Origin of the sequence: Anabaena azotica SJ-1, from assembly GCF_047275885.1 — a bacterium.
Classification (GTDB): domain Bacteria; phylum Cyanobacteriota; class Cyanobacteriia; order Cyanobacteriales; family Nostocaceae; genus Trichormus_B; species Trichormus_B azotica_A.
On record NZ_CP178454.1, the window covers coordinates 3,464,070 to 3,489,911 of the forward strand.

The 25,842-nt window shown below is 39.3% G+C and carries 19 protein-coding genes and 2 pseudogenes; 12 read left to right on the plus strand and 9 right to left on the minus strand.

Going from position 1 to position 25,842, the window contains the following annotated elements:
• Window positions 1–17: 17 nt before the first annotated feature.
• A complete protein-coding gene (locus ACLLO5_RS15370; protein ID WP_413171380.1) occupies window positions 18–875 on the minus strand; it encodes a DALR anticodon-binding domain-containing protein in 858 nt (285 codons plus the stop codon).
• 374 nt (window positions 876–1,249) lie between these two features.
• On the opposite strand from ACLLO5_RS15370, the gene ACLLO5_RS15375 reads away from it, so the two are divergent.
• A complete protein-coding gene (locus ACLLO5_RS15375) occupies window positions 1,250–1,969 on the plus strand; it encodes a Crp/Fnr family transcriptional regulator (RefSeq protein WP_013189801.1) in 720 nt (239 codons plus the stop codon).
• 74 nt (window positions 1,970–2,043) lie between these two features.
• On the opposite strand, the gene ACLLO5_RS15380 is transcribed toward ACLLO5_RS15375, so the two are convergent.
• The 5 genes from ACLLO5_RS15380 to ACLLO5_RS15400 all read right to left on the minus strand — a co-directional run bounded on the left by ACLLO5_RS15380 (window position 2,044) and on the right by ACLLO5_RS15400 (window position 7,894).
• Window positions 2,044–3,114, minus strand: a complete 1,071-nt coding sequence (locus ACLLO5_RS15380) for a PstS family phosphate ABC transporter substrate-binding protein (protein ID WP_413171381.1) — start codon at window positions 3,112–3,114, stop codon at window positions 2,044–2,046.
• A 53-nt stretch (window positions 3,115–3,167) separates the two neighbouring features.
• Window positions 3,168–3,755 carry a nitroreductase family protein gene (locus ACLLO5_RS15385; RefSeq protein ID WP_413171382.1) on the minus strand — a complete coding sequence of 196 codons (588 nt, stop codon included), beginning with the start codon at window positions 3,753–3,755 and terminating at the stop codon, window positions 3,168–3,170.
• Window positions 3,756–3,884: 129 nt separating this feature from the next.
• A complete protein-coding gene (locus tag ACLLO5_RS15390) occupies window positions 3,885–5,291 on the minus strand; it encodes an ABC transporter substrate-binding protein (RefSeq protein WP_413171383.1) in 1,407 nt (468 codons plus the stop codon).
• Window positions 5,292–5,313: 22 nt separating this feature from the next.
• On the minus strand, window positions 5,314–6,705 hold the full coding sequence (locus tag ACLLO5_RS15395) for a protein kinase domain-containing protein (protein ID WP_413171384.1): 1,392 nt from the start codon (window positions 6,703–6,705) through the stop codon (window positions 5,314–5,316).
• Between the two features lie 175 nt (window positions 6,706–6,880).
• The gene (locus ACLLO5_RS15400; protein WP_413171385.1) at window positions 6,881–7,894 is read right to left on the minus strand and encodes a LysR family transcriptional regulator; all 1,014 of its coding nucleotides are present in this window, start codon (window positions 7,892–7,894) and stop codon (window positions 6,881–6,883) included.
• Window positions 7,895–8,134: 240 nt separating this feature from the next.
• Between ACLLO5_RS15400 and ACLLO5_RS15405 the strand changes: the two genes are divergently transcribed.
• The 6 genes and pseudogenes from ACLLO5_RS15405 (at window position 8,135) to ACLLO5_RS15430 (ending at window position 16,367) form a co-directional block, all read left to right on the plus strand.
• The gene (locus tag ACLLO5_RS15405; RefSeq protein WP_413171386.1) at window positions 8,135–8,851 is read left to right on the plus strand and encodes an NnrU family protein; all 717 of its coding nucleotides are present in this window, start codon (window positions 8,135–8,137) and stop codon (window positions 8,849–8,851) included.
• An 818-nt stretch (window positions 8,852–9,669) separates the two neighbouring features.
• On the plus strand, window positions 9,670–10,056 hold the full coding sequence (locus ACLLO5_RS15410) for a thioredoxin family protein (protein ID WP_413171387.1): 387 nt from the start codon (window positions 9,670–9,672) through the stop codon (window positions 10,054–10,056).
• A gap of 316 nt (window positions 10,057–10,372) precedes the next feature.
• Window positions 10,373–12,457 carry an NAD(P)H-quinone oxidoreductase subunit 5 gene (locus ACLLO5_RS15415; RefSeq protein ID WP_413171388.1) on the plus strand — a complete coding sequence of 695 codons (2,085 nt, stop codon included), beginning with the start codon at window positions 10,373–10,375 and terminating at the stop codon, window positions 12,455–12,457.
• Window positions 12,458–12,777: 320 nt separating this feature from the next.
• Complete coding sequence (locus ACLLO5_RS15420) at window positions 12,778–13,800, plus strand: ATP-binding protein (RefSeq protein WP_413171389.1); 1,023 nt, start codon at window positions 12,778–12,780, stop codon at window positions 13,798–13,800.
• A gap of 197 nt (window positions 13,801–13,997) precedes the next feature.
• Window positions 13,998–15,059, plus strand: a complete 1,062-nt coding sequence (locus ACLLO5_RS15425) for a S8 family serine peptidase (protein WP_413171390.1) — start codon at window positions 13,998–14,000, stop codon at window positions 15,057–15,059.
• Window positions 15,060–15,169: 110 nt separating this feature from the next.
• Window positions 15,170–16,367: pseudogene (locus ACLLO5_RS15430) on the plus strand (ISAzo13 family transposase).
• Between the two features lie 244 nt (window positions 16,368–16,611).
• Here the strand turns inward: ACLLO5_RS15430 and ACLLO5_RS15435 are convergent.
• Window positions 16,612–17,740 (minus strand): annotated as a pseudogene (locus ACLLO5_RS15435) (ISAs1 family transposase).
• A gap of 283 nt (window positions 17,741–18,023) precedes the next feature.
• Here ACLLO5_RS15435 and ACLLO5_RS15440 point away from each other — a divergent pair.
• A complete protein-coding gene (locus ACLLO5_RS15440) occupies window positions 18,024–19,388 on the plus strand; it encodes a S8 family peptidase (protein WP_413171391.1) in 1,365 nt (454 codons plus the stop codon).
• A gap of 482 nt (window positions 19,389–19,870) precedes the next feature.
• Here ACLLO5_RS15440 and ACLLO5_RS15445 read toward each other — a convergent pair whose 3' ends face one another.
• Window positions 19,871–20,110 (minus strand): type II toxin-antitoxin system Phd/YefM family antitoxin, encoded by a 240-nt coding sequence (locus ACLLO5_RS15445; protein ID WP_413171392.1) that lies wholly within the window; start codon window positions 20,108–20,110, stop codon window positions 19,871–19,873.
• Between the two features lie 215 nt (window positions 20,111–20,325).
• On the opposite strand from ACLLO5_RS15445, the gene ACLLO5_RS15450 reads away from it, so the two are divergent.
• On the plus strand, window positions 20,326–21,267 hold the full coding sequence (locus tag ACLLO5_RS15450; protein ID WP_413171393.1) for a DUF4351 domain-containing protein: 942 nt from the start codon (window positions 20,326–20,328) through the stop codon (window positions 21,265–21,267).
• An 81-nt stretch (window positions 21,268–21,348) separates the two neighbouring features.
• Here ACLLO5_RS15450 and ACLLO5_RS15455 read toward each other — a convergent pair whose 3' ends face one another.
• Entirely contained in the window at window positions 21,349–21,474 is a 126-nt protein-coding gene (locus ACLLO5_RS15455) for a hypothetical protein (RefSeq protein WP_413171394.1), read from the minus strand.
• A 367-nt stretch (window positions 21,475–21,841) separates the two neighbouring features.
• Between ACLLO5_RS15455 and ndhD1 the strand changes: the two genes are divergently transcribed.
• The 3 genes from ndhD1 (at window position 21,842) to rimM (ending at window position 25,839) form a co-directional block, all read left to right on the plus strand.
• Window positions 21,842–23,410: a photosynthetic/respiratory NAD(P)H-quinone oxidoreductase subunit D1 gene (gene ndhD1 / locus ACLLO5_RS15460; protein WP_413176100.1), complete on the plus strand. Its 1,569-nt coding sequence runs from the start codon at window positions 21,842–21,844 to the stop codon at window positions 23,408–23,410.
• Between the two features lie 382 nt (window positions 23,411–23,792).
• Window positions 23,793–25,076: a valine--pyruvate transaminase gene (locus tag ACLLO5_RS15465; protein ID WP_413176101.1), complete on the plus strand. Its 1,284-nt coding sequence runs from the start codon at window positions 23,793–23,795 to the stop codon at window positions 25,074–25,076.
• Window positions 25,077–25,170: 94 nt separating this feature from the next.
• Window positions 25,171–25,839 carry a ribosome maturation factor RimM gene (rimM, locus tag ACLLO5_RS15470; protein ID WP_413171395.1) on the plus strand — a complete coding sequence of 223 codons (669 nt, stop codon included), beginning with the start codon at window positions 25,171–25,173 and terminating at the stop codon, window positions 25,837–25,839.
• Window positions 25,840–25,842: the final 3 nt, after the last annotated feature.

Genomic DNA, 25,842 nt, shown 5'->3' on the forward strand with positions numbered 1-25,842 from the left:
GAAAAACCAGAGATTATTTACAACTCAACAGGTGCAAACACACCTAATTTCGTTTCTAATACAGTCCTCAACACCAACTGTGTAGCTATTAACAATCCCAGTCTGGCTTGTGCTAACTCCAAAGACTTAATTTTCACCTCACCCCAAATTCGGCAGTGACACCAAAAGCTTTCAAAAGCTTGGCTTAATTTCAATGCCGCCTTTTCCCAATTAACCGAGCTACTAACATCAGAAACGACCAAATCATCCACCATTTTTACTAACTGATGAAGAAGTCGAATCTCCTCTAATTGATAGAAACGGAGTGTTTGATCAGAATTTAACCAGGGTATAGCCTGTGCGGACAGAAAACACTGAACATTAGCATCATTATTTGTCAGTTGAATTAATTCTTCTTGATGAGCTAATCGTAATAACGAACAGCAGCGTGCGTGAGCATATTGGATTGTAAAGAATGATTTCTTGTTATTTCTCAGGAAAGAAGAGTCAGGGGACAAGGAGCAACGGGCAGAAAGTAATATATTATTCTCTCCATCTCCCCATCTTCCTATCTCCCCTTTCATCATCTCTAGCCTTGAACTATCGACGGTCAGATTATTTAACCACCACGCTAAAGTCAGATCAGTTAGTTTTATATGAATCCAATCAGGAGGAACTATTTGCACAGTAAAAATTTCGCTACAATTTGCTGATAAATAAGCAGCAAGTTCCCTGATAATTGCTGTTACATCTAAATTTTTAGATGCTGAAAGTTGCTGACCTAGACTGGAAATATATAAAACTTTTTCAGCATCTGTGTCTTGATATAGAGGAATTTTTCCCTTCCCTATGCTTAGAATTGCTTCATCCTTAGTATAAACACTTAGAAAATTCAAAAACTGGAGATATACTAATTGTTTATTTGAGGTATACTTCTTAAAAAGTAGCCAATAATGCACGTAGCTATTTGGGGAACTTTTGTGATTATCACCATTTTATCCTGTTCCATCCACCTTTAGATAGAAGTTTAATCTAGGTAAAGAAATATGAGAGTAGGATAAAATTTCATGAATAATTGATGTTTAGTGAGTAAACTTTACTACCCTCATTGTACAGTAAGAAGTATAACAAAAGAGTAGATAGCAAAAACTGCTTTGTACTCTTTGGATAGCTGACGCTGTTAGGCGTTAAGCCTACCCTGTTAACACAAAGACACTCCTTGCACCTTTTTATTTAGTCTTTGTCTTCAGCCGAACGCTCTTTGTTACCTATGCAATCTCAATCCTCCTTTTCCGAAGCATCACGGCCTTTTCTAACTTGGCAACGAATTCTTGATTGGGCTCAAGAACACTACCGCTGCCGCACCTTCAGCAAAGATGAGCGCATTCCCGCCAGACCTGGCTTGCTCTATTTAGTCCAAAGGGGTGCAATCCGTATGGTAGGAACAGCCCAAGTTAGTGCCACTGCCAGCCAATTAACATCTCGACGCATCAATAGAACCCCAGAAGAAGCCTTCTTAGGTTTTGTGGGAGCAGGACAACCTTTTGAAATTGTGGCTCAGTCACCATTCACTCTCCAGTCTTATGCCCACGTTGACCAAACTGCGGTTTTATGGATGTATTGGCATGATTTAGATAACTGGCCTCACTTCCGTCGTGAAGTAATGGATGCCTTTAGATATCAACACCAACGCAAGCTGTTATGGCTTAGTGCATTGGGACAACGACGCACAATTGACAGACTACTAGGATTCCTCACCTTGCTGATTGAGGAATATGGAGAGCCAGCAATGAGCGAAACCGATCCTGATGTAATTCGTGGCTATTGCTTGCCCTTCCCTCTTACTCATGCCCAAATTGGTAGCGCCATTGGTTCAACTCGTGTCACAGTTACCCGTTTAATGGGTAAATTGCGCCAACGTGGACTAATCCTCACCCAAGGGGATAATTTGATCTGCTTGCCAGCAGAGTCAATTAACAGAACCAACTAAAGCGCAATTCAGAAGCCACTTTAAAAGCGTATTAACTTGGTACTTGCTATTTTAGAAGCCATAACTAGCAGGAGTCAGCGGATTTTAACAAACCCAGTTTGGGTAATTAGTTCCTGTCCCTGCTCTGTTAGCAGTAAGTTAGCATAAGCAACACCAGCTTGCTCTTCAGTTTGACCATTCTGTTTGACCACCACAAACAGATTGCGGGTAATCGGGTATTTTCCTGATTGAAACGCCTTAATGTTCAATTGATTCCGTTTATCAGGACATTCATTAGGGAGAATAAATGGTTCTTGATAGGGAGCAATGTATTGTCCTGGCATTCGTCCCAAGGGTAAGGGTTTAATCGAACATTGAGGAACAACCTCTGGGGCAGATGCGTAATAGATTCCACCAGGACTATCAGCCAATTTTTTTAAGGCTTGGGTGGTCGTGGAGATAAACTCTACTTGGGGGCTGAAAGCTTGACCACCCAAAATGTCTTGGACAAAAAGTTCTACTGTGCCGCCATCATTGAGACGACGAGAAAACGGCTTGATCGGCAAATTGGGGCCACCGACTTGGTTCCAATTATTGATCTTGCCTGTGTAGATTGATTTAAGTTGGTCTATTGTTAATCCTGGGATATTCAGGTTGGGGTTAACAGCTATTGCTAGTCCATCAATGGCTACAGGAATTTGATTGAGTTTAAACCCACGCTGCTGGGCGCGGCTTAACTCTTGGTCTAAAATTGGTCGGGAGGAATGGACAAAAGTTAGTTGACCATCAATTAATGACTGTATCCCAGTACCAGAGCCTGGAGCCGCATTACTCGGTTGTACATAACGTAGCCGAAACTCTGGTCTTGCTGCTTGAATTGCGGGATCAATTGCCAGTCGAATGGGAGCCCAAGATGTACTGCCTCCATAGTTAAATAATCCGGTGGGGACATTCTTGACAGCAGTGAAGGTGGTACCTTGAGGTTGCGCGGATGTGTTCTGTGGTTGGTTTTGATTACTGGAACTAGAATTATTTGACTGGGAGTTAATAACTTTATTTAGGTCAACATTTGATTTGCTGCTAAACCACCAAAAACCACCAGCTATCAATAAAATTGTTGTTAACAGAGATATTGTCAGAACCAGCGTTTCGTTTTTTTGAGACATAGTGAATTAATCCACAGTTGGATGGCAATATAGCAGCGGTCAGCGGTCAGTATTTAATTGTTTCCCCAATTACCTGTAAATACAAATGCCTCTTGGGGTTGGCGTTGACGTGGTGCAAATTCCCGTTGTTGGTATTGTTCTGGTAAGGTTTGGGGGTCGCCTGGATAACCAATGGCGATCGCCGTTATTGGCTCATATCCCTCTGGAATGTTGTATACTTCTCGTGCCTTGGTAGCGTCAAATCCGCCCATTTGGTGGACAAATAACCCCAAGGAGGTAGCCTGAATGGTGAGACTACAAACTGCTGCCCCCACATCATACAAAGCATGACGGTTAGGATTGCCATTTTTCTCAAAATTAAGCTTGGCTACTGCAATCATCAAAACAGGAGCATTTTTCGCCCAGATTTGATTTGCTTCAACTAAACAACTTAGCAACTTATTAAATTCTTCTGGATTCTCCACAGTCGCCACTATGAAATGCCAAGGTTGCTCATTGTAACAAGATGCTGTCCAACGAGCCGCTTCTAATAAACTACAAATTGTTTCTGTGGCAATGGGTTTGTTAGAAAATGCTAAAGGACTCCAACGGTGTTGCAGCAATGGATGAATTGGATACTGAGGATTAGCGGGTTTTTCCATGATTTTATCGGTTTAATTGTCTTAGTTTAAATAAGAACTCAAAATTCAGAATCCCGTGTGGGAAGCAAGCTACAGAATTCAATTCTGACTCCTGACTCCTGACTCCTGACTCCTTTTTTGTTGAATTTTTCAATTTTTAGGGATCGGCTCAAAATCATATCCAGCACGAGAGCGATTACCGGGAACAATTTTTACCAGTTGGACTGAGGTATTGCGATCGCCTGTTGGTAAAAAGCGAATTTCCCCAGCAGCACCTGTGGAAGAAAATTTAGGTGATAACAGGGCTTTTTGGACTCCAGCACGGCTGGGATCGGTTTCTAATGCCGCAATCAAGGCTCGTGTGGCATCATAGGACAAGGCAGTACGCCAACTCACATCAGCGCCCCATAACTGTCGAGATTTTTTGGGAAAATCTGACTTGGAATCACCATCAATGTGCCAAGGAACAGCTACTATCATTCCTACAGCTTGTTCTCTCCCAATTTCCAAAGTTTTCAGTGTGTAAACATCATCTCCTGCGAGTAATGTCAGACGTTTTTGATTTACCTGAACTACTTGCAATGCTTTGTCTAAAGTTTCGGTGTTAGCCGCTAACATTAAAACTTCTGCATTTTGACCAAGTGCCTGTTCTACACTTTGAGACGCACTGAAATTTGCTTGGGCTAAATCAAATTCAGCAGTTACTTCTCCACCCTCCAGTAAAATAGATGAAACAAACTCCGATTTGAGTGACTGACTATAGCCGCTTTGAGAATTGAAAAACACTGCTGCTTTTTTCTTTTGCGAAGTTTTGATCATGTAGTTGACTAAGCTTCTAGCAGCCATGAAATCACTGGGAACAGTGCGAAAAATGTAGGGGCTAAAGTTGGTAATTTTTACAGAAGTGCTAGTAGGGGAAATGGTGACAAGTTTTCCAGAATTGTAAACAGTACCTGCGGCTAAGGTGGAATCGCTAGTAGTACAGCAAACGACACCTAGCACCTCTGGATTTTTGACTAGGTTAGCTGCGATTTGTGGAGATATTTCTGGATTATCATCGTCGTTAGCTATGCCTACTTTTAAGGGAATTCCGTTAATTTTACCAGTAGTATTAATTTCATTTTGGGCTTGAGCAATACCCCGTAAAATTTCTAATGCTGCATTTGGGTCAGTACCAATAGGTACAGATGCGACAATGCTATAGCTTTTTGTCAAGCCGATACGAGCATTATTCAGATATATCAGAGATTCGGGATCATTTGGTTTAAGTTTGAGAGCGGCTGTGAAATTGGCAATCGCTGGCTCATAATTTTTAGCAGCAATAGCTTTAATAGCATCTTTTTTAGCTAGAGAAATATCACCAGGACTGAATATTTTTTCTCCAAAACTAATGCGTTCGGTAATTGATTGATTGTTGTTATTTAATCCATTATTATCTGGTGATTTAATATTTGGAATACCAGTAATTTTAGGCAAAAATAACCATAACCCGATTCCCAGTATGCCAGTTGTTAATAATAAAGAAAAAATTAATACTTTGACTTCTTTTTGTAACATACGTTTTCAACCATTAGCTTTTCTAAATTATTGAAGATATTAATTTATAAATCAGACGAAATAATGTTGTCACTGCAATGGCAATTAAGGCGGAAGCAACTGCTAAAATAATTACTTGCTGAATAACAATCCCTCCTCGTAAAAATGGCATAAAAAATATAATTGCAAAAGTAATTCCGGGGATAATTAATAAATCAAATTTTTCCAACCAGCGTCTAGTTTGAGCAAAAATCAAACCACTCAGAATTACAACAGCAATAGCGAAAGTAATAATGGGGTTTTTAACTAAACTAAAAAGTGCGATCGCTATTAATGCCCCTTCAAACCCACTAAAAGCCGCCCCAGCTAGTAATTCCCATGTAGCAAAAGCTGATTTTACTGGTATTGGTTGTGGTGGTTGTGGTTGTGGCTGTGGTATTGGTTGTATTTGCGGCTGTGGTAAAGCTGTGGGAAGAATTGTGGGAGGTGGTGGAGACAAAGCTTCTAGAACTTCTGCGGCTGACTGAAAGCGTTGATTGGCAGCAGGTAGCAGCATTTTGTCTAAAATATCCGCTAGTCTATCGTTGACAGTGGCTTGTGTGCGCCATTGCCACTGATTATTGTAGGCATCAAATAGTTTATTTGCTTCTTGACCTGTGAGTAAGGTAATGAGGGTGACAGCTAAAGCGTATAAATCTGTAGATGGAAACACTTGATTTCCAGACATTTGTTCCGGTGGTGCAAATCCCAGAGAATAAATTCCTGTAGAAGCAGTAGAACCACCAGGGGCATTAGTCACTTGTTTAACAGCGCCAAAATCCAAGAGAAATAGTCTACCATCCCGACGGCGCATAATATTGGAGGGTTTAATATCTCTGTGGATAATGCCTTTGTCGTGGATAAAAGTGAGAACTGGGAGAATTTCTGTAAGTATTTGGATGATCCCTATTTCCGAAAATTTGCCTTCTTGAACTAATTCTTCTTCTAGATTTTGCCCATCAATATATTCTTGGACTAGATAAAAAAATTGCTCTTGTTGTCCTGGTTGTAAACTTTGGACAGCTACAGGGAAAAAAGCAAATAAATCAGGAATTTGCTCATGTTCATTACCTATCTGAGATAAAACTTCTGCTTCTCTTTCAAACAGTTGTTGTGCCAGTTGTAGTTGCGTTGATGTTAAATTGCCTGCGGGTTGGAATTGCTTAACTACACATTGTCGCATACCGGGAATCCGGCGATCGCTTGCCAAAAATGCAGCCCCAAAGCCGCCTCTTCCCAAAAGTTTAGTGGGTACATAGCGACCATCTAATAACAACGGCATACCGCAACTAGTGCAGAATTTTTGCTGAGTAGTTCTTAGGGTTGTAATATCATCTAAATCCGCAAAATGGTTTTTTGGACGTGGGCAGCGTGGACGGGTACAGTAAACTTCCATGTTAGTTATTTGTCATCAGTCATTAGTCATTAGTCAGCTATATATAGCAACAAACAAGGCGGTAGTTCACGAATTGACGATAAAAACTATACAAAAACAGACTTTTAACTCTGTCACCTGTCACCTGTCACCTACTATACTTTTGATTACTGACTACTGACTACTGACAAAATGTTTATTCTGCGTCAGCTAGGTTGGGCGTTAATGTATCCAATGCAGTTACCACTAGATTCTTTTGTGATAATTTTAACGTATCGCCATCCCATCCAGGGGTAGCAAACTGAGGTAAAATTTCCTGACTAAAAGCTTCTGCTGCTTTGGAACGATAACGATTGGGATTAAAAATCAGCCACAGAGTTCGCTTGACAACTACACCTTCAATGGGAGTACGGTGTAACACACCCATTTGTAATTCTTTAGCGATCGCAGAAGTAGAGACAAAAGCAGCCCCTAAACCAGACTGCACTGCATTTTTAATTGCTTCAATGGAATTTAGTTCCATTTCAAATTTAAACCGCCTGGTATCAATTTCACAGCGTGCTAGTACCTGATCAATGACTTTGCGGATAGTAGATTGGGAATCGAGAGCAATAAATTGCAGCTTATATAGGTCGTCTTTTTGAATGGTATCTAATTTGGTAAAGGGATGGAATGTAGGCAAAATTAGCGCCAGTTCGTCTTCAGCATAAGGAACAATTTCCAAAGATTCTGTCAGTTCACCGGGTATCTCACCACCGATAATTGCTAGATCAACTTGTCCATTAGCCACACTCCAAGCGGTACGACGGGTAGAGTGGACGTGGAGTTGTACAGCCACATCGGGATATTTTTGGCGGAACATCCCAATCATGCGCGGCAAAAGATAAGTACCCGTAGTTTGAGAAGCTCCGACAATTAAAGTACCGCCTTGAAGATTTTGTAAATCCTCGATCGCACGGCAAGTTTCTTGACACAGACTGAGAATTTTTTCACCGTAGCTCAGGAGTAGATGCCCTGCTTCGGTTAATTGAGCGCGTCGTCCTCCCCTGTCGAATAAGGGGACATCCAGCTGGCGTTCTAGGTTTTGAACCTGTAAACTGACTGCTGGTTGAGAGACGTAAAGACTATCAGCGGCGCGTTTGAAGCTCCCTTCTTGAGCGATCGCTTTGAGAATGCGTAACTGATCTAAAGTGAAAGGAAGGTCAGACATAAGGCTCAACCCACAAACTTTGAAAGGAGCGGATTTGGCAATAAATCAGGGTGGATAGCTTTGTAGCTAGGCATGATTTATGACATTGTTACATTTGAAGGCTTGATACGAAAAAGACATTACCACAACATCTTGACTAAAATCCTCTTGTGTATAATCTGTTAAAGGTCAAGATGCTTACCAATAGTAGCTTCTTTCATTGAGAATTTTAAATTTTTAATCTGGAATTGAGTTGTGTCTATGATGCCGAATCCTTGGTTCACCACCAGTCATTTTGTGATGCTGGGATTACAATTAGCTTTTGCGATCGCCCACAGCGGAGGCGCTGCTTTGCGTCCTTGGGCAGAAACACACATCGGACCAAGGCTATATCGCATTTTGTTTGCATTAGTTAGCTTACCCTTAGCAGTGATATTAATCACTTACTTTTTTAACCACCGTTATGATGGTTTGCAACTTTGGCAAGTGCAAGGCATACCGGGAGTAAAAGCAGTAGTTTGGGTATTATCAGCGATTTCGTTTTTATTTTTGTATCCTGCTACTTTCAATCTACTAGAAATTGCGGCTATTCAAAAGCCCCAAGTCCATCTTTATGAGACGGGAATTATTCGCATTACCCGCCATCCGCAAATGGTAGGACAAGTGATTTGGTGTCTTGCCCATACCCTCTGGTTAGGTACTACCTTTACTCTTGTTACATCCATAGGTTTGGTCTTACACCACTTATTTGGAGTTTGGCATGGCGATCGCCGTTTGAGCAACCGCTATGGTGAAGCATTTACCGCAGTCAAACAGCGAACTTCAATAATTCCCTTTCTGGCAATTCTGGATGGTCGTCAATCTCTCCAAGGGCATGAATTTCTCCGTCCGGCTTACTTGGGAGTTGCCATTTTTATATTCCTGCTTTGGTGGTCTCACCCTCTGTTAATCGTAGGAACGAGTAGGATAGCATGGTAGTTTTAAGTGATCCCCAAAATAAACTCAACATACTAATTTCATCAAATTCCTGCTGTTCAATCAGCCCCAAATTGATGTAGAATAGATTAGAATAGCTATCAAGTAAAAGTTAATTAACAGTAAGTAATCTCTTGCTAATTACCAGCTTTTGCTAAATATTGACTCAGATCACACTTCTGGTCTAGAATATCCAGTAAATCAGGGAAAACCTGTGCAGCCACTTTGATAAAGCTATTAGCTAACCACTATCAGCAATGGTAAATAACTCGCCACTTGTGGAAGAAATCTACTAATCTGAGTAAGGTTTAATACTTCGCCCTTGATGGGAGAAATATTTTAAGTTTAATGCTGACTCCTGTTTTATACTGATAAGTTGTTTCACTAAATGTGACAACAACCAATCCTCTTTATTTAGGCAACCACGCCCAAAAAAGAGTGGAATCTCTAGTAGGCAGCTAGATATGTCGTTTCATCCTGTAGACCAGATAGCACACACTGCCATCATGATATTCACATTTAGACATTACTGCTCACGTAGCATTCCGTAAACAAAAGTAGCAGGGAGAAAATGCTAAATATGGCGAGCATTTTTAGATGAAGATGATTGCTCCCATACTCCTGATCAAGCATTCATCAAAGTCTAAAAACGACTAGGCTTTGAAAAGCAGGAAACCGCGATCAGGAGTTGAACATAAAAAAAGCCACCGTGAATTTTATCGCGCTGGCTTTTTTGTCAACCAAATCATCATAGAATCACTTGCCAATCCCTGCTACTGGTAGTTACTTTGATATAAAAACCTTATAATTCAAGAGGCGTCATGGTGTTGTCGGTAAGTGAACGGACATTTACTCAAGAAGTTTTAGAATCTCCGATTCCAGTTTTAGTTAATTTTGAAGCTCCTTGGTGTGGCTTGTGTAAGATCATCCACCCATTATTGCTGCAATTTCAAAGTCAATGTAGCGATGACATAAAACTTGTGGGGGTTAACGCCGATCAAAACTTCAAACTATCTACGACTTATAGACTTAAGTCTCTACCAACTTTACTGTTGATTGAAAAAGGTATAGTCCGACAACGCTTAGAAGGTTTTCGTAGTAGAGACGACTTTCGTATGGCTTTAGAAGAAATTAAACTCAGCTACAGTAGTAGTTATAAAATTTACAATAGCTCAAAAACAGCTGACTTGGAGTGCAAATCGGCGTAATTGGGAATAGGTAAGAGAGGGAGGTTTTTCTTCCCAGTACCGAGTACCGAGTACCCAATCCCCCAGTCCCCAAATATAAAACCATGCTTAACACCTCACCCAAATCTGACTGGGTGGGGTATTTTATGATCAATCAGGCCGACATCATTTGTTTGTTGTTCGTGTGAAATGAGGTTTATTTGGTTTATCCTGATTGATCCAATAAAATTATAGCTGTCACAATTATTAATAGTTCCACTCTGGACAGTTGCCCGTGGAAGAAACTTGTACAGCACTGTCCTAAACTTGTCAAGAATTCTAAAAGTAGGCGTCAGTGATGGAAGCAATCTATCAGTATGCCTGGCTGATTCCAGTATTACCTCTCTTGGGAGCAATGCTGGTCGGTCTAGGGCTAATCTCAATAAATCAGGTGACAAATCGCCTGCGACAGCTTAACGCTGTGGTAATTATCTCCCTCATGGGAGCAGCTATGGGACTGTCGTTGGCCTTGCTGTGGAGTCAATTTCAAGGACATGAGCCTTATCTCCGCACGCTGGAATGGGCAGCAGCAGGGAATTTTCATCTGACAATGGGCTACACTATCGATCACCTAACAGCCCTGATGCTGGTGATTGTGACAACGGTAGCCTTTTTAGTGATGATTTACACTGATGGCTACATGGCGCATGACCCTGGTTATGTGCGATTTTACGCCTATCTCAGCTTGTTTGGCTCTTCAATGTTAGGTTTGGTGGTCAGTCCCAACCTAGTACAAATTTATATCTTCTGGGAATTAGTAGGGATGTGTTCCTACCTCCTGGTTGGTTTTTGGTACGATCGCAAAGCCGCAGCAGATGCTTGTCAAAAGGCATTTGTCACTAACCGCGTTGGTGACTTTGGCTTATTACTCGGCATTCTGGGGCTATTTTGGGCAACAGGCAGCTTTGATTTCATGATTATGGGCGATCGCCTAGCTGAACTGGTAGAAACCGGTTCTGTGAGCAATTTCCTCGCCATCCTGTTAGCGATTTTAGTCTTCCTTGGTCCAGTTGCCAAATCAGCCCAATTTCCCCTCCACGTCTGGCTACCAGATGCAATGGAAGGTCCTACACCCATTTCTGCCCTCATCCACGCGGCGACAATGGTAGCAGCAGGTGTATTCCTGATTGCGCGGATGTACCCAGTGTTTGAAAACGTTCCCGCAGCTATGAACGTGATCGCCTTCACCGGGGCATTTACAGCATTTTTAGGTGCTACTATCGCTATTACCCAAAACGATATCAAAAAGGGCTTGGCTTACTCCACCATTTCCCAACTCGGTTACATGGTAATGGCTATGGGAGTAGGCGCTTACAGTGCAGGATTATTCCACCTCATGACCCACGCCTATTTTAAGGCGATGCTATTCTTGGGTTCAGGTTCGGTAATTCACGGTATGGAAGGCGTGGTTGGCCATGATGCCGTTTTGGCGCAGGATATGCGCTTAATGGGTGGACTGCGGAAATATATGCCCGCCACCGGTATCACCTTCTTAATTGGTTGTTTGGCAATTTCCGGGATTCCTCCCTTTGCTGGTTTTTGGTCAAAAGATGAAATTCTCGGTGCGGCTTTTGCAGCTAACCCCCTACTGTGGTTTATTGGTTGGTTAACAGCCGGAATTACCGCTTTCTATATGTTTAGAATGTATTTCTCGACATTTGAAGGCAAATTCCGGGGTAATGATGAAAAAATCAAAACCCAACTCAAAAATGCTGCGGCTGCGGCTGCTGAAAAATTAGGTGCTGTGGAATTAGCGCCTAACTTTGGCCCTGGGGCGATGAAAAAAGGCGAACTGGATAGTCACTCTCACGACTCCCACGGACACAGCCATTCTCCTCATGAGTCTCCTTGGACGATGACTCTACCGTTATTGGTGTTGGCTGTACCTTCAATTTTAATTGGTTTGGTGGGTACTCCCTACGCCAATTATTTTGAGCAGTTTATCTACTCTCCCAATGAAACTTTAGCGGAAGTAATGGAAAAGGCTGCGGAATTTGACCCCCATGAGTTTTACATCATGGCGGGTAGTTCTGTGGCTATTTCTGTTGTGGGTATTACTTTGGCGGTGCTGATGTATTTAGCCCGGAAAATTGACCCTGCTGCGATCGCATCCAAAATCAAACCACTGTATGAGTTATCGTTGAACAAGTGGTACTTTGACGATATTTATTATCGTGTGTTTGTACTTGGTTTGCGTCGTGTTGCTAGACAAGTGATGGAAGTTGATTTCCGCGTTGTTGATGGTGCAGTCAATTTAACTGGTTTCTTTACTTTGGTTAGTGGTGAAGGTTTGAAATACCTAGAAAGCGGTCGGGTTCAATTCTATGCCTTAATCGTTTTTGGGGCTGTTTTGGGCTTGGTGATTGTTTTTGGTGTTACCTGATTTTAATGGGGGCGGTTTGTCCGCCCCTAGATTGTTTTTTTGCACGCAGAGACGCAGAGTTAATGAACCGCGAAGACGCGAAGGACGCGAAGGCAAGAGGGGAAGAAGAAGGAAGAAGATGGGTAATTTTGTATACATATAGGTTTATTTTTATCTGCCTTATGAAAACCCCATCCATCTATTCATTAAATTTGCAAGACTTAATACAATCATCACAGGTAGGATAATCAGGATATAATTTGTGATGCACTAAGTCATAAAGTATAATTGTACTACATAAATAAGAAACTTCTATTTTTGTCGTCACGGAGAGAGGCAATATGAAAGGAGAGCTTCTCAAAAGATTTTTTAGAGCGATCGCTAGTTCAGACCAAGAAGCGATTGATAAACTAACATATTTAGTTATAGAAGAAGAACGCAGCAAAGGACATACTCTTCTTGCTGACCAATTAGAGAATATTACTAAAAAGAAATCCAAGGAACAAGCTCCCGACTTTATCAAACCTGTTTCCTCTCTTCCAGATACTACGCGAACAATACCAGAAAACTTACACGGTTTAAGCGAATTACCAACTAGTAAGCGTTTTAATCTTCCCTTGGTAACGACTATATCAAGGGATAAACTACGTCATTACATGGTATTGCCTGAAAAAATTGAGAAGCGTTTTCAAAGAATTGAGCGTGAATATGCAGCAAGAGATAGACTAGCTCATCATGGACTGCGTTATCGGCAAAAAATTCTCCTTTATGGACCGCCTGGTTGTGGAAAAACATTAGGAGCAGAGCGTTTAGCTTGGAATACAGGTTTACCACTTTTAAAAGTACGTTTTGATGCAATGGTTTCGTCTTTTTTAGGCGAGACTGCCAGCAATTTAAGACTTGTATTTGAGGATGCTTCAAAAAGTCCATGTTTGTTGTTTCTTGATGAATGTGACTCGATTGCTAAAACACGAGAAGATTCTCAAGAAGTGGGAGAAATTAAGCGAGTTGTAAATACATTTTTGCAAATCTTGGATGAATATCAACAATCTTCTGGTCTTTTGGTAGCGGCTACAAATTTAAATAAATCTTTAGATACTGCTTTGTGGAGAAGATTTGATGATGTAATAGCAGTACCCAAACCGGGAGAACAGGAGCTAGAATTTATACTGAAGGAAACACTATCTGCAATTGAAGTGGGATCTATCAACTGGCCAAGAATCATTGAGCAGATGAGAGATTTTTCTGCGGCTCAAGCTGTGAGGGTTGCACAAGATGCGGCTAAACGAGCAATCCTTGAGCGAGAGGAGTTAGTGATTCAGGAACACTTGGAAGAAGCGATCGCAGAAATCAAGGTTTCATAGTTTTTTGCAAATTCAGTTTTTGGTGTTTGGGGTAAAAAATGGTTGAAAGTTCTCAGGGTTTTCCACATATTGAGCTAAAATTCACAACAGAAGGACGTGCTGTACTGCGAGGTCGTAGCACAAAGAGTCCCCAAACAATTACTAATCTTAGTAATCGGCAGGGGCATGGAAGTAAATTAAAGGGTTCGCTTGAATCCGTGATTTTTGATTGGCAGCAGGATACTCAAGAAAAACCACAAGAAGAACATACGCAGTTTAAATCTAGACGTATTATTTTACAGATTGATCCTGCTTCTTTTGATCCAGATGGTTTGAAAGCATTTGGCATTGAATTGATTGCTGATACAGAAGATGGATATATTATTGGCGCATCAGCAGATATAGAACTTAGTGAACTCCAGAAAAAAATAGAAAAATTTATAAATCAGGAGTATGGGGGTAATAAAGTTGCCGAAATTTGGGAAATAATAGATGGTAAAAAAAAGCCAGAATTAATTCTTTCTCCTACTTTATTTGCTGAATTATATGAAAATTGGCTTCCAATAAAAGAAGAACAGATTTATACTGTTGATGTAGGTGTTGCTTGTGTAGGGACTGCAACAAAATTACCTAATTATCCCAAACGACAACCTTATGATACTGATGAGAGTTTTACAAAAAAAGTTAATAATTGGATTCCTAAACGTGAGTTAACAGAACAAGAATGGGAAAATTTGTCTTGGGAAAGACAAGATGAATTTGAAGAGAAGATTATTCAATTTTATAAAGGCAAGATTATTAAAGGTTTTCAAGAGCAAGGTGGTGAACTTGGTACAGTTCGCTTACCTGATAGTTTTTCATGTAGAATTCAAATTTCAGGTAAAGGACTAAAAGATTTAATAGAGAATTATCCCTACATTTTTGAAATTAGTTCACCAGATCAGTTTTCCGAAATGCTCAATCAGGAAGAATCACCTGATTCTAGTAGTCAAAATTTTCAACTGGAAGCAGCAGATTCTAATGCTCCAAAAGTATGCATTATAGATAGTGGTATTCAAGAAATGCATTGTTTATTAAAGGTAGCAATTGATTCACAAAATTCAACTTCTTGGGTTCCCAGTGAAACTGGTAAAACTCCTGATTATGTTAAAAATGGCGGACATGGAACGAGGGTAGCTGGTGCATTGCTTTATCCGAGGAAAATACCTCGTAGTGGTAAAGAGAAAGCTATTTGCTCAGGGGAAACGCATCTAAATTATATTGACAAAATGTCATATTAGTGTATCTAGACAGAGAAAAACATAATAAGAGAACTCCACAGAATGATTGATCCTATGATGAAAGAAGATAATTTCAGTGTGTAGCCTACCTCATGTATCCAAAATCTATCATTCAACTAACAGAGAACCTCAAATCTCTGTACATCAAAACAGCCAAAAAACTCAAGGGAAGCGACCGAAGACAATTCATGGCAGAAGTGGTCAAAGGATTGGGAATAGGTGGACAAACTTTAGTAGAAAGAGAGTTGGGATGGAATAGACGCACAATTCGGAAAGGGATGCAGGAATTGGAGAGTGGTAAGCCGTTTATTGATGGTTTCGGCGTAGTGGACGGAAGCGGGTGGAAACAAAATTACCAAACTTATTAGAGGATATGAAATCGTTAGTAGACCCACACAGTCAAACAGACCCTAGCTTTAAGAGTATCCGATTATATACGCGAATGACTGCAAGTGAAGTACGTCGTCAACTAATTGAACAATTTGGTTACAGTGATGAAGAACTACCTTCATCAGAGACAATTCGACGACGATTGAATGAATTGGGTTATACATTAAAACGAGTTCTTAAAACCAAGCCTATCAAGAAAATTCCCGAAACAGAAGCAATTTTTGAACAAGTTGAGCTTCTTAATAGTGAAGCTGATAATGACCCTCATACTCTGCGGATTTCCATTGATGCAAAGGTAGCAGTTAAGGTTGGAGAATTTGACCGAGGTGGTAAAACTCGGATGCCAACTATTTCAATAGACCATGACTTCCCGACCGAAACAACTCTAATTCCCTACGGCATTTTTATTCCTGAGTACAACGAGTTATTTTATTCTTCGTTGCTTCTAAATTAACCGCTGATTGTATTGTTGACTTGCTTGAAAGCTGGTGGCAGAGTGTTAAACACAGATTTGCTCATATTCAAAAACTGGTAATTAATCAGGATAATGGATATGAAAATCATTCTCGTCGCACTCAGTTTATGAAGCGGATCGTAGATTTTGGTACATCATCTCAACTGACGTTACAACTTGCTTATTATCCGCCTTATCATAGTAAATATAACCCGATAGAACGTTGTTTTGGTTGGTTAGAACAGCATTGGAATGGTAGTTTACTTGATACAGTTGAAACTGTACTAAATTTTGCTCAGACTCTTAGATTTCAGGGAAAAAACCCGGTTGTTACATTGGTAGAAAAAGTTTATTCCACAGGAGTTAAACTCACAACAGAAGCTATGGCAGAAATTGAAACACAGATTCACCGCCTCCCCCATCTCAAAAAATGGTTTGTTGAAATTTTTGCTAAACCAGTATAGCTATTGATCATCTTTTTTGTGGAGTTCTCATTAATGGAATTGAAATGCTGATTAAGTCCTTTATTAATATCCTAAGATTTTAATAAATTTAGAGTAATTAGTTATTTTCAATAATGAGTTAATTTTGTTCTTTTCTATATATTAATTGTCTGAATATCTAGATTTTTGACATCACAAATCTAGATTCTTTTGAGAATCTGGTGAGAATAAATTATTTATGTTTATCTAAATATTCTGATTTTTATCAGATACATTCTAAAATCTTCTCTAAATATTCATTATCCCATCCTGCACAAATCTGCTTATTTTTAATTCCTAGTTTTTGGCTTTTTTCTTTTCTTACTGCATTTACTGCTATATGACGTAGAACGGCAAAATTTTGTGGTGCATTATCCTTTCTTATTCTACAATCATCTTCTCTCAACGCTACATCCAAGACCCAATGTAATGAGTTTTCTATACCCCAATGGCTTCTCACTGATTCTCTAATAATAATTTCATTATCTGTCAAACTACTAATATAATAACGGGTTTCAACTTTTGTTTTTCCATTGACTTTTCGTATATATTCTACCATTCCTACACTTTGAAGGTTTATCCATTTTTTGCCTGTATCTATTCTTTCTTGAATGTCTGATAACATCAGATAATGACGTATTTCTTCTCTTCCATGTTCGTCTTGCTTTGTATGAAAATCACTACATTTGAATCCCTCAAACCCTTTGGTTATAGCCTCTTTGAAAATTTCTTCTACGTTTTTATATAAATTACCTTGATTCTTTTTTAGTGCAATAACATATTCACCTGATTTATCTACAATTGATTTTACTATCTCTTTTTGACACCCCATTGCATCAATTGTTACTATACATCCGGCTATATCTAATACTTTGATTAATTCTGGTATTGCTGTTATTTCATTTGATTTTTCATCTACCTTACATTGTCCTAATACTAGACGATTAGTGGTTGCCCATGCACTCACCATGTGAATAGCACCTTTATCCTTTATCATATGAATGCCTTAACGTTTTACCGTCTATTGCTATTACTTCTCCCTGGGTAATTTTATTTATTGATTTTATCCAACTCAAAAAACTATTCTGTAATTGTTGTGGGTCTATTCTCGCAAATACTCTGGCAAATGTATCATGGGAGGGAATTCCATTTGGTAGTTCTAAAAATTGTTTTAGCCATTTTTCTTTCTTTTTTCCATAAGTCTCCATCAATACCCAACTATCTGCTCCACATATTACTGCACAAATCGCAATGGTGACTATATCAATTAATTTATGCTTTTTTGTCCGTTCAACTCTTTTATCTTCTAAATCTTTAAAGTGATCTACTATTGTGATTTTTGGTGATAGCTTCATTTTCGGGTTTTTTCTCTTTGAATTAAAAAGAGAATACCACTTCACCCCATTTTATTGATTCTTCTATAAACGAAATTTACCATCAAATTTTTTCATATGTGTTTATTGACTTGATACCAACTTACTAGTGTTACCCTTTTTTGTATTCACATAAGTTACATTTTGTCAAAATAAATTAGATGCGTTTCCCCTGGCTATTTGCTGGATACAGAATGCTAGGGTTCTTGATGCTGATTGCTACCTACCTATTCAAGTATTTCCACCTCATTTATTAGAAAATATAGTGGAGTTTTATCATGACTTAACATCAACGAGAATTTTTAATCACTCTATAACTGGACAATCTCCATGTCTTACTAGATATATGAGTGCATGGGCATCAACTATTGATAATTTAACATGGCATAAAGATATCCTTGTAATTGTAGCAGCAGGTAATTTACCTAGTGTTCCTTATCCCCATAAACCTGTTACAAGATTGTCTATTAGAGAACATCTTTCAGCAGATAGGCTATACCCAGATTATCTACTAGAAAATTCATGTAGAATAGCTAATCCTGCACAAAGTTTTCAAGCTTTAACAGTTGGTTCAATTGCCTTAAATTCTTATCATGTACCACCTTATTCTTCTATTGCACAAAGGGATCAACCCTCAGCTTTTTCATGTTCTGGTTTTGGGATTTGGAATACTATTAAACCAGAAGTAGTTGAATATGGTGGTGATTTAGTAATGGATGAAGGTACACCACCTAATATTATTCTCCATAAAGATGTAGCTCCCGAATTAGTAAGATCAACCTTATATGGTGGTCCAGCAATTGGTTGTGATAAAGTTGGTACTTCATTTGCTGCACCAAAAGTAAGTCATATTGCTGCACGTCTAGCAGCAGAGTTACCCAATGAAAGTTGTCTTCTTTATCGTGCATTAATAGTACAATCAGCTAGATGGCCAGAATGGGCAATGGCAGAAGATGTTAATAAATTGCACGTAATTAGGCAAATTGGTTATGGCATTCCTAATGTTGATCGTGCTTTAGGTAATTCTCCCAATAGAGTTACTTTAATGACAACGGGGGAACGACGAATTGTGGCTAAACAAGCTCATGTTTACCAAGTAAAACTTCCAGAAAAATTACGTTCTCCAGGAGAGAATTTTAAGATTCTTGTAGAAGTTACTTTATCTTACAAAGCACAACCACGCCGAACCCGCAGAAATCGCCGAAAATATCTTTCAACTTGGCTGGATTGGGACTGTAGTAAAAAAGGAGAAGATACAGATAAGTTTCTAGAAAGAATTTTGAAAGAGGATGATACTCCAAAAGATTCTGAAAAAGGAGACAAAGTTTTTCAATGGACCCTTGGGAAAAGGTCAAAAAACCACGGAAAAATAGATGGTGTTTCTAGAAGTGCAGGAACTATCCAAAAAGATTGGACTATCGTTAATTCATTTGAACTCACAGACGCATTTTGTATTGGAGTCGTAGGACATGAAGGATGGAATAATGATCCTTATGCTGATGTTCCATATTCTCTAGTTGTGAGTTTTGAAGCAATACAAGCTGATATTCCTATTTATACCCAAATAGTTGAGGCTCAAATTGAAACAGAAATTCAAACAGAAACACAAATAGAAATGCAATCTTTGTAAATAACTGATGATCATACAACATCCTGTAAATCCTAAAATCCTGGATATCCTGATTATGACAAAATAATTTATTCTCAAAAAGATATTGAGTTTTGTTTTTCAACCTATATAACTAATATAAAAAATTGACAGAATAGGCATGAATAGCTGAATCTAAAGTTACAATTGTCATGTTATTTTGCAATGCTTGACAAATTAAAATCCTATCAAAAGGATCACGATGTAACAAGGGCAAAGTTACGAGTTGACTAATACTTTCTTCGTCTAAAATAAGACTACTAATAAAATGCTGTTGACGCTGTTTAGGAAGATAAATTTCTGGTGATGCTGGTAATGGTAATTTACCTAATTGATATTTTACGGTTGCTTCCCAGACTGAAACACAACTTAAATTAAATCACGAATACTATTTTGTAAATGAATTGGTAATTTTGCATCACCGCTAATAAACCATAGGAAAATATGGGTATCTAATAATAATTTCATTTACCCTCGAAGCTATTCAAAATGTCTTCCGGTAAGGGAGCATCAAAATCATCTGGAACTGTAAATTCTCCTGTACATAAACCATAAGGTCTGAGTTTTGGAGATGTGGGGGAAACAGGTTTTATTTCTGCTATTGGTTTACCAGCTTGGATGATAATTATGCTTTCTCCTGCTGCTACTTGGTGAAGATAACTGGCGAGGTTTTCTTGAATATCATCAATGTTTACTGTTAGCATGATATAATCTTGCGAGAATGTTTCTATTATAGCAATTTTGAAGATTTTTTATAGTGCTTTATTTATTAATAAATCCATTAATTTATCTTTTATCATCTGTGTTTATCTGCGTTCAATAATTCTTGATATATTAAACATACTGTAAATCCTCTAATCCTGTAAATCCTGATTCTGACAAATATGATATTACAAATATATCATCTACCAAGTCAACCATGACAAAAAAACCAGAAAGATCAGATCAAGATAGTCCCTGGAAAGAAATATTAGAAGCATATCTTCCCCAAGCTATCGAATTTTTCTTCCCAGAAACATCTGCATTAATTGACTGGAATAAACCCTATGAATTTCTCGATAAGGAATTTCAACAAATATCCCGTAATGCAGAACAAGGAAGAAGATACGCTGATAAGTTAGTAAAAGTGTTCGCTAAAAAAGGTGGCGAAATTTGGCTATTTATCCATTTGGAAGTACAAGGTACATCAGAAGACATCTTTCCTCAAAGGATGTTTACCTATAACTTTCGCATTTTTGACCGTTTTGGTAAACCTGCCATTAGTTTAGCAATTTTATGTGATACAGATCCTCAATGGCGACCGACGGTATATAGTTATAATTATCCTCACACCAAATTAAACTTTGAGTTTGGGATAGTTAAATTATTAGACTATCAAAATCGCTGGGAAGAGTTGGAAAGGAGTAATAACCCTTTTGCTATAGTGGTAATGGCACATCTCAAAACCCAAGCAACAACTAAAAAACCACAGGAAAGGAAAAACTGGAAATTTCAACTCATTAGAAAACTGTATGAACGAGGTTTACAGGAAAAAGATATCCGTAACCTTTACCGTTTTATAGATTGGGTAATGTTATTACCAAAACCATTAGAAAGGGAATTTTGGGAAGAATTTAAAGCCTTTGAACAGGAGATCACTATGACTTATGTTACCACCGGTGAACGCATTGGTTATGAAAAAGGTGAGCAAAATTTAGTTTTGAAACAACTCAAAAAACGTGTCGGAGAAATTTCCGAAGATATTCAGCAAGCAATTACTGAATTATCTATTGATCAGTTAGAATCTCTGGGAGAAGCTTTATTAGATTTTACTGCTGTTGATGATTTAATCAACTGGTTGCAACAAAATCAGCAGCAATAAATAATAGTGTTGAGGTAGATGATTAATGTTTTTCTGCATTTCATTCTACCCAACCCATCAAGATTTTAGATAAAAAGCGAATCACAAAATTACCTCACGTCCTGGAACATAATCACGGATATTTCCCCAAACTTCATCAGGGTTAATCGCTATTTCTTCCTCATGCTTCCAGAATACAATTTTACAGGTGGTGTATGTGGAAAACATTACCAAGCTTATCGTCGAGGATAGACTGTGAAAAGTCATCAAGCTAATGGTACAGAGATTGTATAACATTTAACTCTGGAAAAAGATCATCTTAATAAATCCTTTAATCCTGGACATCCTGATTCTGACAAATTTGCCATTTAATGTCCTACAGATGCCATAATTGCTCAATTTGAGCCAATTGGCGGGCAGTTTACCTGGTAGATGCACAACAAGAAGCGGTCTACTGGTGCATCTGGGAGGGTGGGGTATTGCCAATTTAATTAAATCAACCTAACAATGAAGGCAAAATTGCCAAAAAGCTGTTAGTTATTAACTGTGACTTTTTGCCAAACATGATTTTAATTGCTGACTGATTGTGATGAATATAGCTAATTTTCCGTGGCTGACGACGATTATTTTGTTCCCAATAGCCGCGTCACTACTACTTCCTATCATCCCAGATAAAGATGGCAAAACAGTGCGCTGGTATTCCCTGATTGTAGGGCTGATAGATTTCGCGCTGATTGTTTATGCTTTTTATACTGGTTACGATTTCTCTAATCCCGATTTGCAACTGGTGGAGAGTTATCCCTGGGTTCCGCAGTTGGGTTTAAACTGGTCAGTGGGTGCTGATGGCTTGTCTATGCCCCTGATTTTGCTAACTGGGTTCATTACCACTCTGGCAGTTTTAGCCGCTTGGCCTGTAACGCTGAAGCCGAAATTATTTTATTTCTTGATTTTGGCCATGTATGGCGGTCAGATTGCTGTGTTCGCTGTCCAGGATATGCTGTTATTTTTCCTGGTGTGGGAACTGGAACTTGTACCAATTTACTTCCTGTTGTCAATTTGGGGTGGTAAAAAACGCCAATATGCAGCAACGAAGTTTATTTTATATACGGCGGGTGGTTCGCTGTTTATCTTGTTGTCTGCCCTGACAATGGGATTTTATGGTGATACAGTGACTTTTGATATGCGATCGCTCGCATTAAAAGATTTTGGACTAAATTTACAACTTTTACTGTACGCTGGTTTCCTGATTGCCTACGCTGTCAAGTTGCCTATTATTCCCCTCCATACCTGGCTACCTGATGCCCACGGTGAAGCTACAGCGCCTGTGCATATGTTACTAGCTGGTATTTTGCTAAAAATGGGTGGTTATGCCTTAATTCGCATGAATGCCCAAATGTTGCCTGATGCCCACGCTTATATTGCACCCGCATTAGTGGTTTTGGGGGTAGTAAATATCATCTACGCGGCTTTAACGTCCTTTGCCCAAAGGAACTTAAAACGGAAAATTGCCTACTCTTCTATTTCCCACATGGGCTTTGTTCTGATTGGTATTGCCTCCTTCACCGATTTGGGTTTAAGCGGGGCAATGTTACAAATGGTTTCTCATGGATTAATTGGGGCGAGTTTGTTCTTTTTAGTCGGTGCAACTTATGACCGGACACACACCCTGATGTTAGATGAAATGGGTGGTGTTGGTAAGAAGATGCGGAAGATTTTCGCTATGTTTACCACCTGTTCAATGGCTTCTTTAGCGTTGCCAGGAATGAGTGGTTTTGTGGCAGAATTAATGGTGTTTGTGGGCTTTGCTACTAGCGATGCTTATAACCCTACATTTAAAGTCATCATCATTTTCTTAATGGCGGTTGGTGTAATTTTAACGCCAATTTATCTACTTTCCATGTTGCGAGAAATTTTCTACGGTCAAGAAAACGAAGAGTTAGTTTCTCACCAAGCTTTGATTGATGCTGAACCCCGCGAAGTCTTTATCATTGCTTGTTTGTTGATACCAATTATCGGAATTGGTTTTTATCCCAAGTTGCTAACACAAATGTACGACGCTACAACAGTACAATTAACAGCAAGATTGCGTGATTCTGTCCCAACTTTGACAGCAGCAAAAGCGGTAGAAACTGTGTCTTTGAATGCGCCAATAATTGGAAATTAATTCCTGATGATAATTACAACTTACGAGTTGTGTTGAGGGTGGGTTGAATACCTGCCCTTTTTTCAGTCCTGAAACTGGTAGTTTGATGTCATCCTCTAACAAGATTTTGGATGAGGGCTTGTAATATCAAGGAAGTATTAGTCATCATTCAGTATTGTCACTTGTCCAGATTCCTATTTGATTTGGAAAATTCAAAGTAAACTTGACAATATCCATGAAAATAAGGTTACAAAGAATGGGTATAAGATTGTTCAAATTACCATGATTTTGTTACAATCTCATTCACTGGTTTCAATTTAGATAAGAGCGTCAGATTTTTTGCTGCCGCAACCATCCAGTAATTTATCCACTTTTGATTTTAATTTAGTCTGTAACAAACATGATAAAACCTGCCCTTACGAAAATTGGCGCTCAAATGTCCAACTTAACTGGCGTAAGAGCGATTATGAAGGATATTAATGAAACACTTAGAGCTAATCAGGGGCAGGAGTTATATAATTTGAGTGCGGGAAACCCGCTGATTTTACCAGAGGTAGAACAGTTATGGCGGGATTGCACAGCAGACTTATTAGCTAGTCCTGAGTATGGTGAAGTTGTTTGTCGCTATGGTTCATCTCAGGGTTATGCGCCGTTTATTTCGGTAATGGTCAAAGATTTTAACCAGCGTTATGGGTTAAATTTAACAGAACGCAATATTTTGGTCACTGCTGGTAGTCAGACTATTTACTTCTATGCGGCTAATGCTTACGGTGGATATACTAACGATGGAGATTTAAAACAGATTGTTCTGCCTTTAAGTCCTGATTACACTGGCTATGGTGGCGTTGGTTTATGTCCAGAAGCCTTGATTGCTTACAAACCTACTCTGGATATTGATAGCGCCAACCACCGCTTTAAATATCGTCCTGATTTTAGCCAACTTTCGATTACAGAAGCAACTGGTTGTGTGATTTTCTCTCGCCCTTGCAACCCTACAGGTAATGTTTTAACTAATGACGAAGTTGAAAAAATCGCCGCTTTAGCTGCACCGTTTCATGTGCCTGTGCTAATAGATTCGGCTTATGCACCTCCTTTCCCAGCGTTGAATTTTACGGAAATGACACCTGTGTTTGGTGAGAATATTCTGCATTGTATGAGTTTATCCAAGGCAGGATTACCAGGGGAAAGAATAGGGATAGCTATTGGTGATGAAAATCTGCTGCAAGCTTTAGAGTGTTTCCAAACTAATGCAGGGATTCATTCTTCCCGGTATGGTCAAGCGATCGCAGCTCGTGCGATAGAATCAGGTGCATTAGCAAGTATCGCTGAAAGTGTAATTCGTCCTTTTTATCAACACAAGTTTGATGTGTTAGAAAGTACATTAGAAACAGCGATGCCTCACAACATACCTTGGTTTTTACATCGCGGTGAAGGGGCTATTTTTGGTTGGTTATGGTTGGAAGATTTACCAATGACTGATTGGGAATTCTACCAGGAATTAAAGAAAGTGGGTGTGATTGTTGTTCCTGGTAGTAGTTTCTTCCCCGGTTTAAAAGAGGAGTGGGAACACAAGCATCAATGTTTGCGTATCAGTCTGACTGGTAGTGATGAAGAAATTACTATTGGTATGCAGCGTTTAGCTAAGGTGGCTGAACAGGTTTATCAACGTGCGGCTGTGAGTGTGTAAGCAGGCAGGAGGCAGAAGGCAGGAGGCAGGAGGCAGGAGGCAGAAGGCAGGAGGTAGAAGGTAAAAGGTAAAAGGTAGGAGTTAAGAGGGTTTAATGAACCACGAAGACACGAAGAACACGAAGAAGAAGCAAGAGAAGAGAAGGAAGGGAAAGGGGGAGAGAAGTATAAAATCTTCCCCAGTTCCCAGTCCCCAGTCCCCAGTCCCCAATCTTGATGATTGGTTGGAAATTGGTAAAATTGTCGCACCTCAAGGTTTAGCTGGGGAGTTGCGGGTGTATCCTAATACTGATTTTCCTGAACGGTTTGAAGAACCTGGAACCCGCTGGTTATTGCGTCCTGGGGAAATGGCACCGCAACCGATAGAGTTATTAGATGGGCGGTATGTTGAGGGAAAGAATCTATATGTGATTAAATTGGAGGGAGTGAGCGATCGCACCGCTGCGGAAAATATGCGTGATTGTCGGTTGTTTGTGCCGATAAGCGATCGCCCAGAATTAGAAGATGGTGAATTTCATGTTATAGACTTGTTAGGATTGTCAGTCTTCATGCAGGAAACTGGCCAATTTGTGGGAACAGTGGTGGATATATTACCTTCAGGTCATGATTTATTAGAAGTAAAATTCGATCCTGCTTTTGCTGAAGATAAAGCTGGAAAAACCGTTTTAATTCCTTTTGTGATGGAGATTGTTCCGATAGTTGATTTAGAAACCCGTCGAGTTGAAATTACTCCTCCTCCCGGTTTGTTATCAATTAACGATTAACAA

Coding starts and splice junctions, on each gene's coding strand:
- ACLLO5_RS15395 (WP_413171384.1), bottom strand. CDS start 6,705: ATGGAAGTTTACTGTACCCGTCCACGCTGCCCACGTCCAAAAAACCAT.
- ACLLO5_RS15385 (WP_413171382.1), bottom strand. CDS start 3,755: ATGGAAAAACCCGCTAATCCTCAGTATCCAATTCATCCATTGCTGCAA.
- ACLLO5_RS15390 (WP_413171383.1), bottom strand. CDS start 5,291: ATGTTACAAAAAGAAGTCAAAGTATTAATTTTTTCTTTATTATTAACA.
- ACLLO5_RS15415 (WP_413171388.1), top strand. CDS start 10,373: ATGGAAGCAATCTATCAGTATGCCTGGCTGATTCCAGTATTACCTCTC.
- ACLLO5_RS15450 (WP_413171393.1), top strand. CDS start 20,326: ATGACAAAAAAACCAGAAAGATCAGATCAAGATAGTCCCTGGAAAGAA.
- ACLLO5_RS15405 (WP_413171386.1), top strand. CDS start 8,135: ATGATGCCGAATCCTTGGTTCACCACCAGTCATTTTGTGATGCTGGGA.
- ACLLO5_RS15445 (WP_413171392.1), bottom strand. CDS start 20,110: ATGCTAACAGTAAACATTGATGATATTCAAGAAAACCTCGCCAGTTAT.
- ACLLO5_RS15410 (WP_413171387.1), top strand. CDS start 9,670: ATGGTGTTGTCGGTAAGTGAACGGACATTTACTCAAGAAGTTTTAGAA.
- rimM (WP_413171395.1), top strand. CDS start 25,171: ATGAACCACGAAGACACGAAGAACACGAAGAAGAAGCAAGAGAAGAGA.
- ACLLO5_RS15420 (WP_413171389.1), top strand. CDS start 12,778: ATGAAAGGAGAGCTTCTCAAAAGATTTTTTAGAGCGATCGCTAGTTCA.
- ACLLO5_RS15400 (WP_413171385.1), bottom strand. CDS start 7,894: ATGTCTGACCTTCCTTTCACTTTAGATCAGTTACGCATTCTCAAAGCG.
- ACLLO5_RS15375 (WP_013189801.1), top strand. CDS start 1,250: ATGCAATCTCAATCCTCCTTTTCCGAAGCATCACGGCCTTTTCTAACT.
- ACLLO5_RS15380 (WP_413171381.1), bottom strand. CDS start 3,114: ATGTCTCAAAAAAACGAAACGCTGGTTCTGACAATATCTCTGTTAACA.
- ACLLO5_RS15455 (WP_413171394.1), bottom strand. CDS start 21,474: ATGTTTTCCACATACACCACCTGTAAAATTGTATTCTGGAAGCATGAG.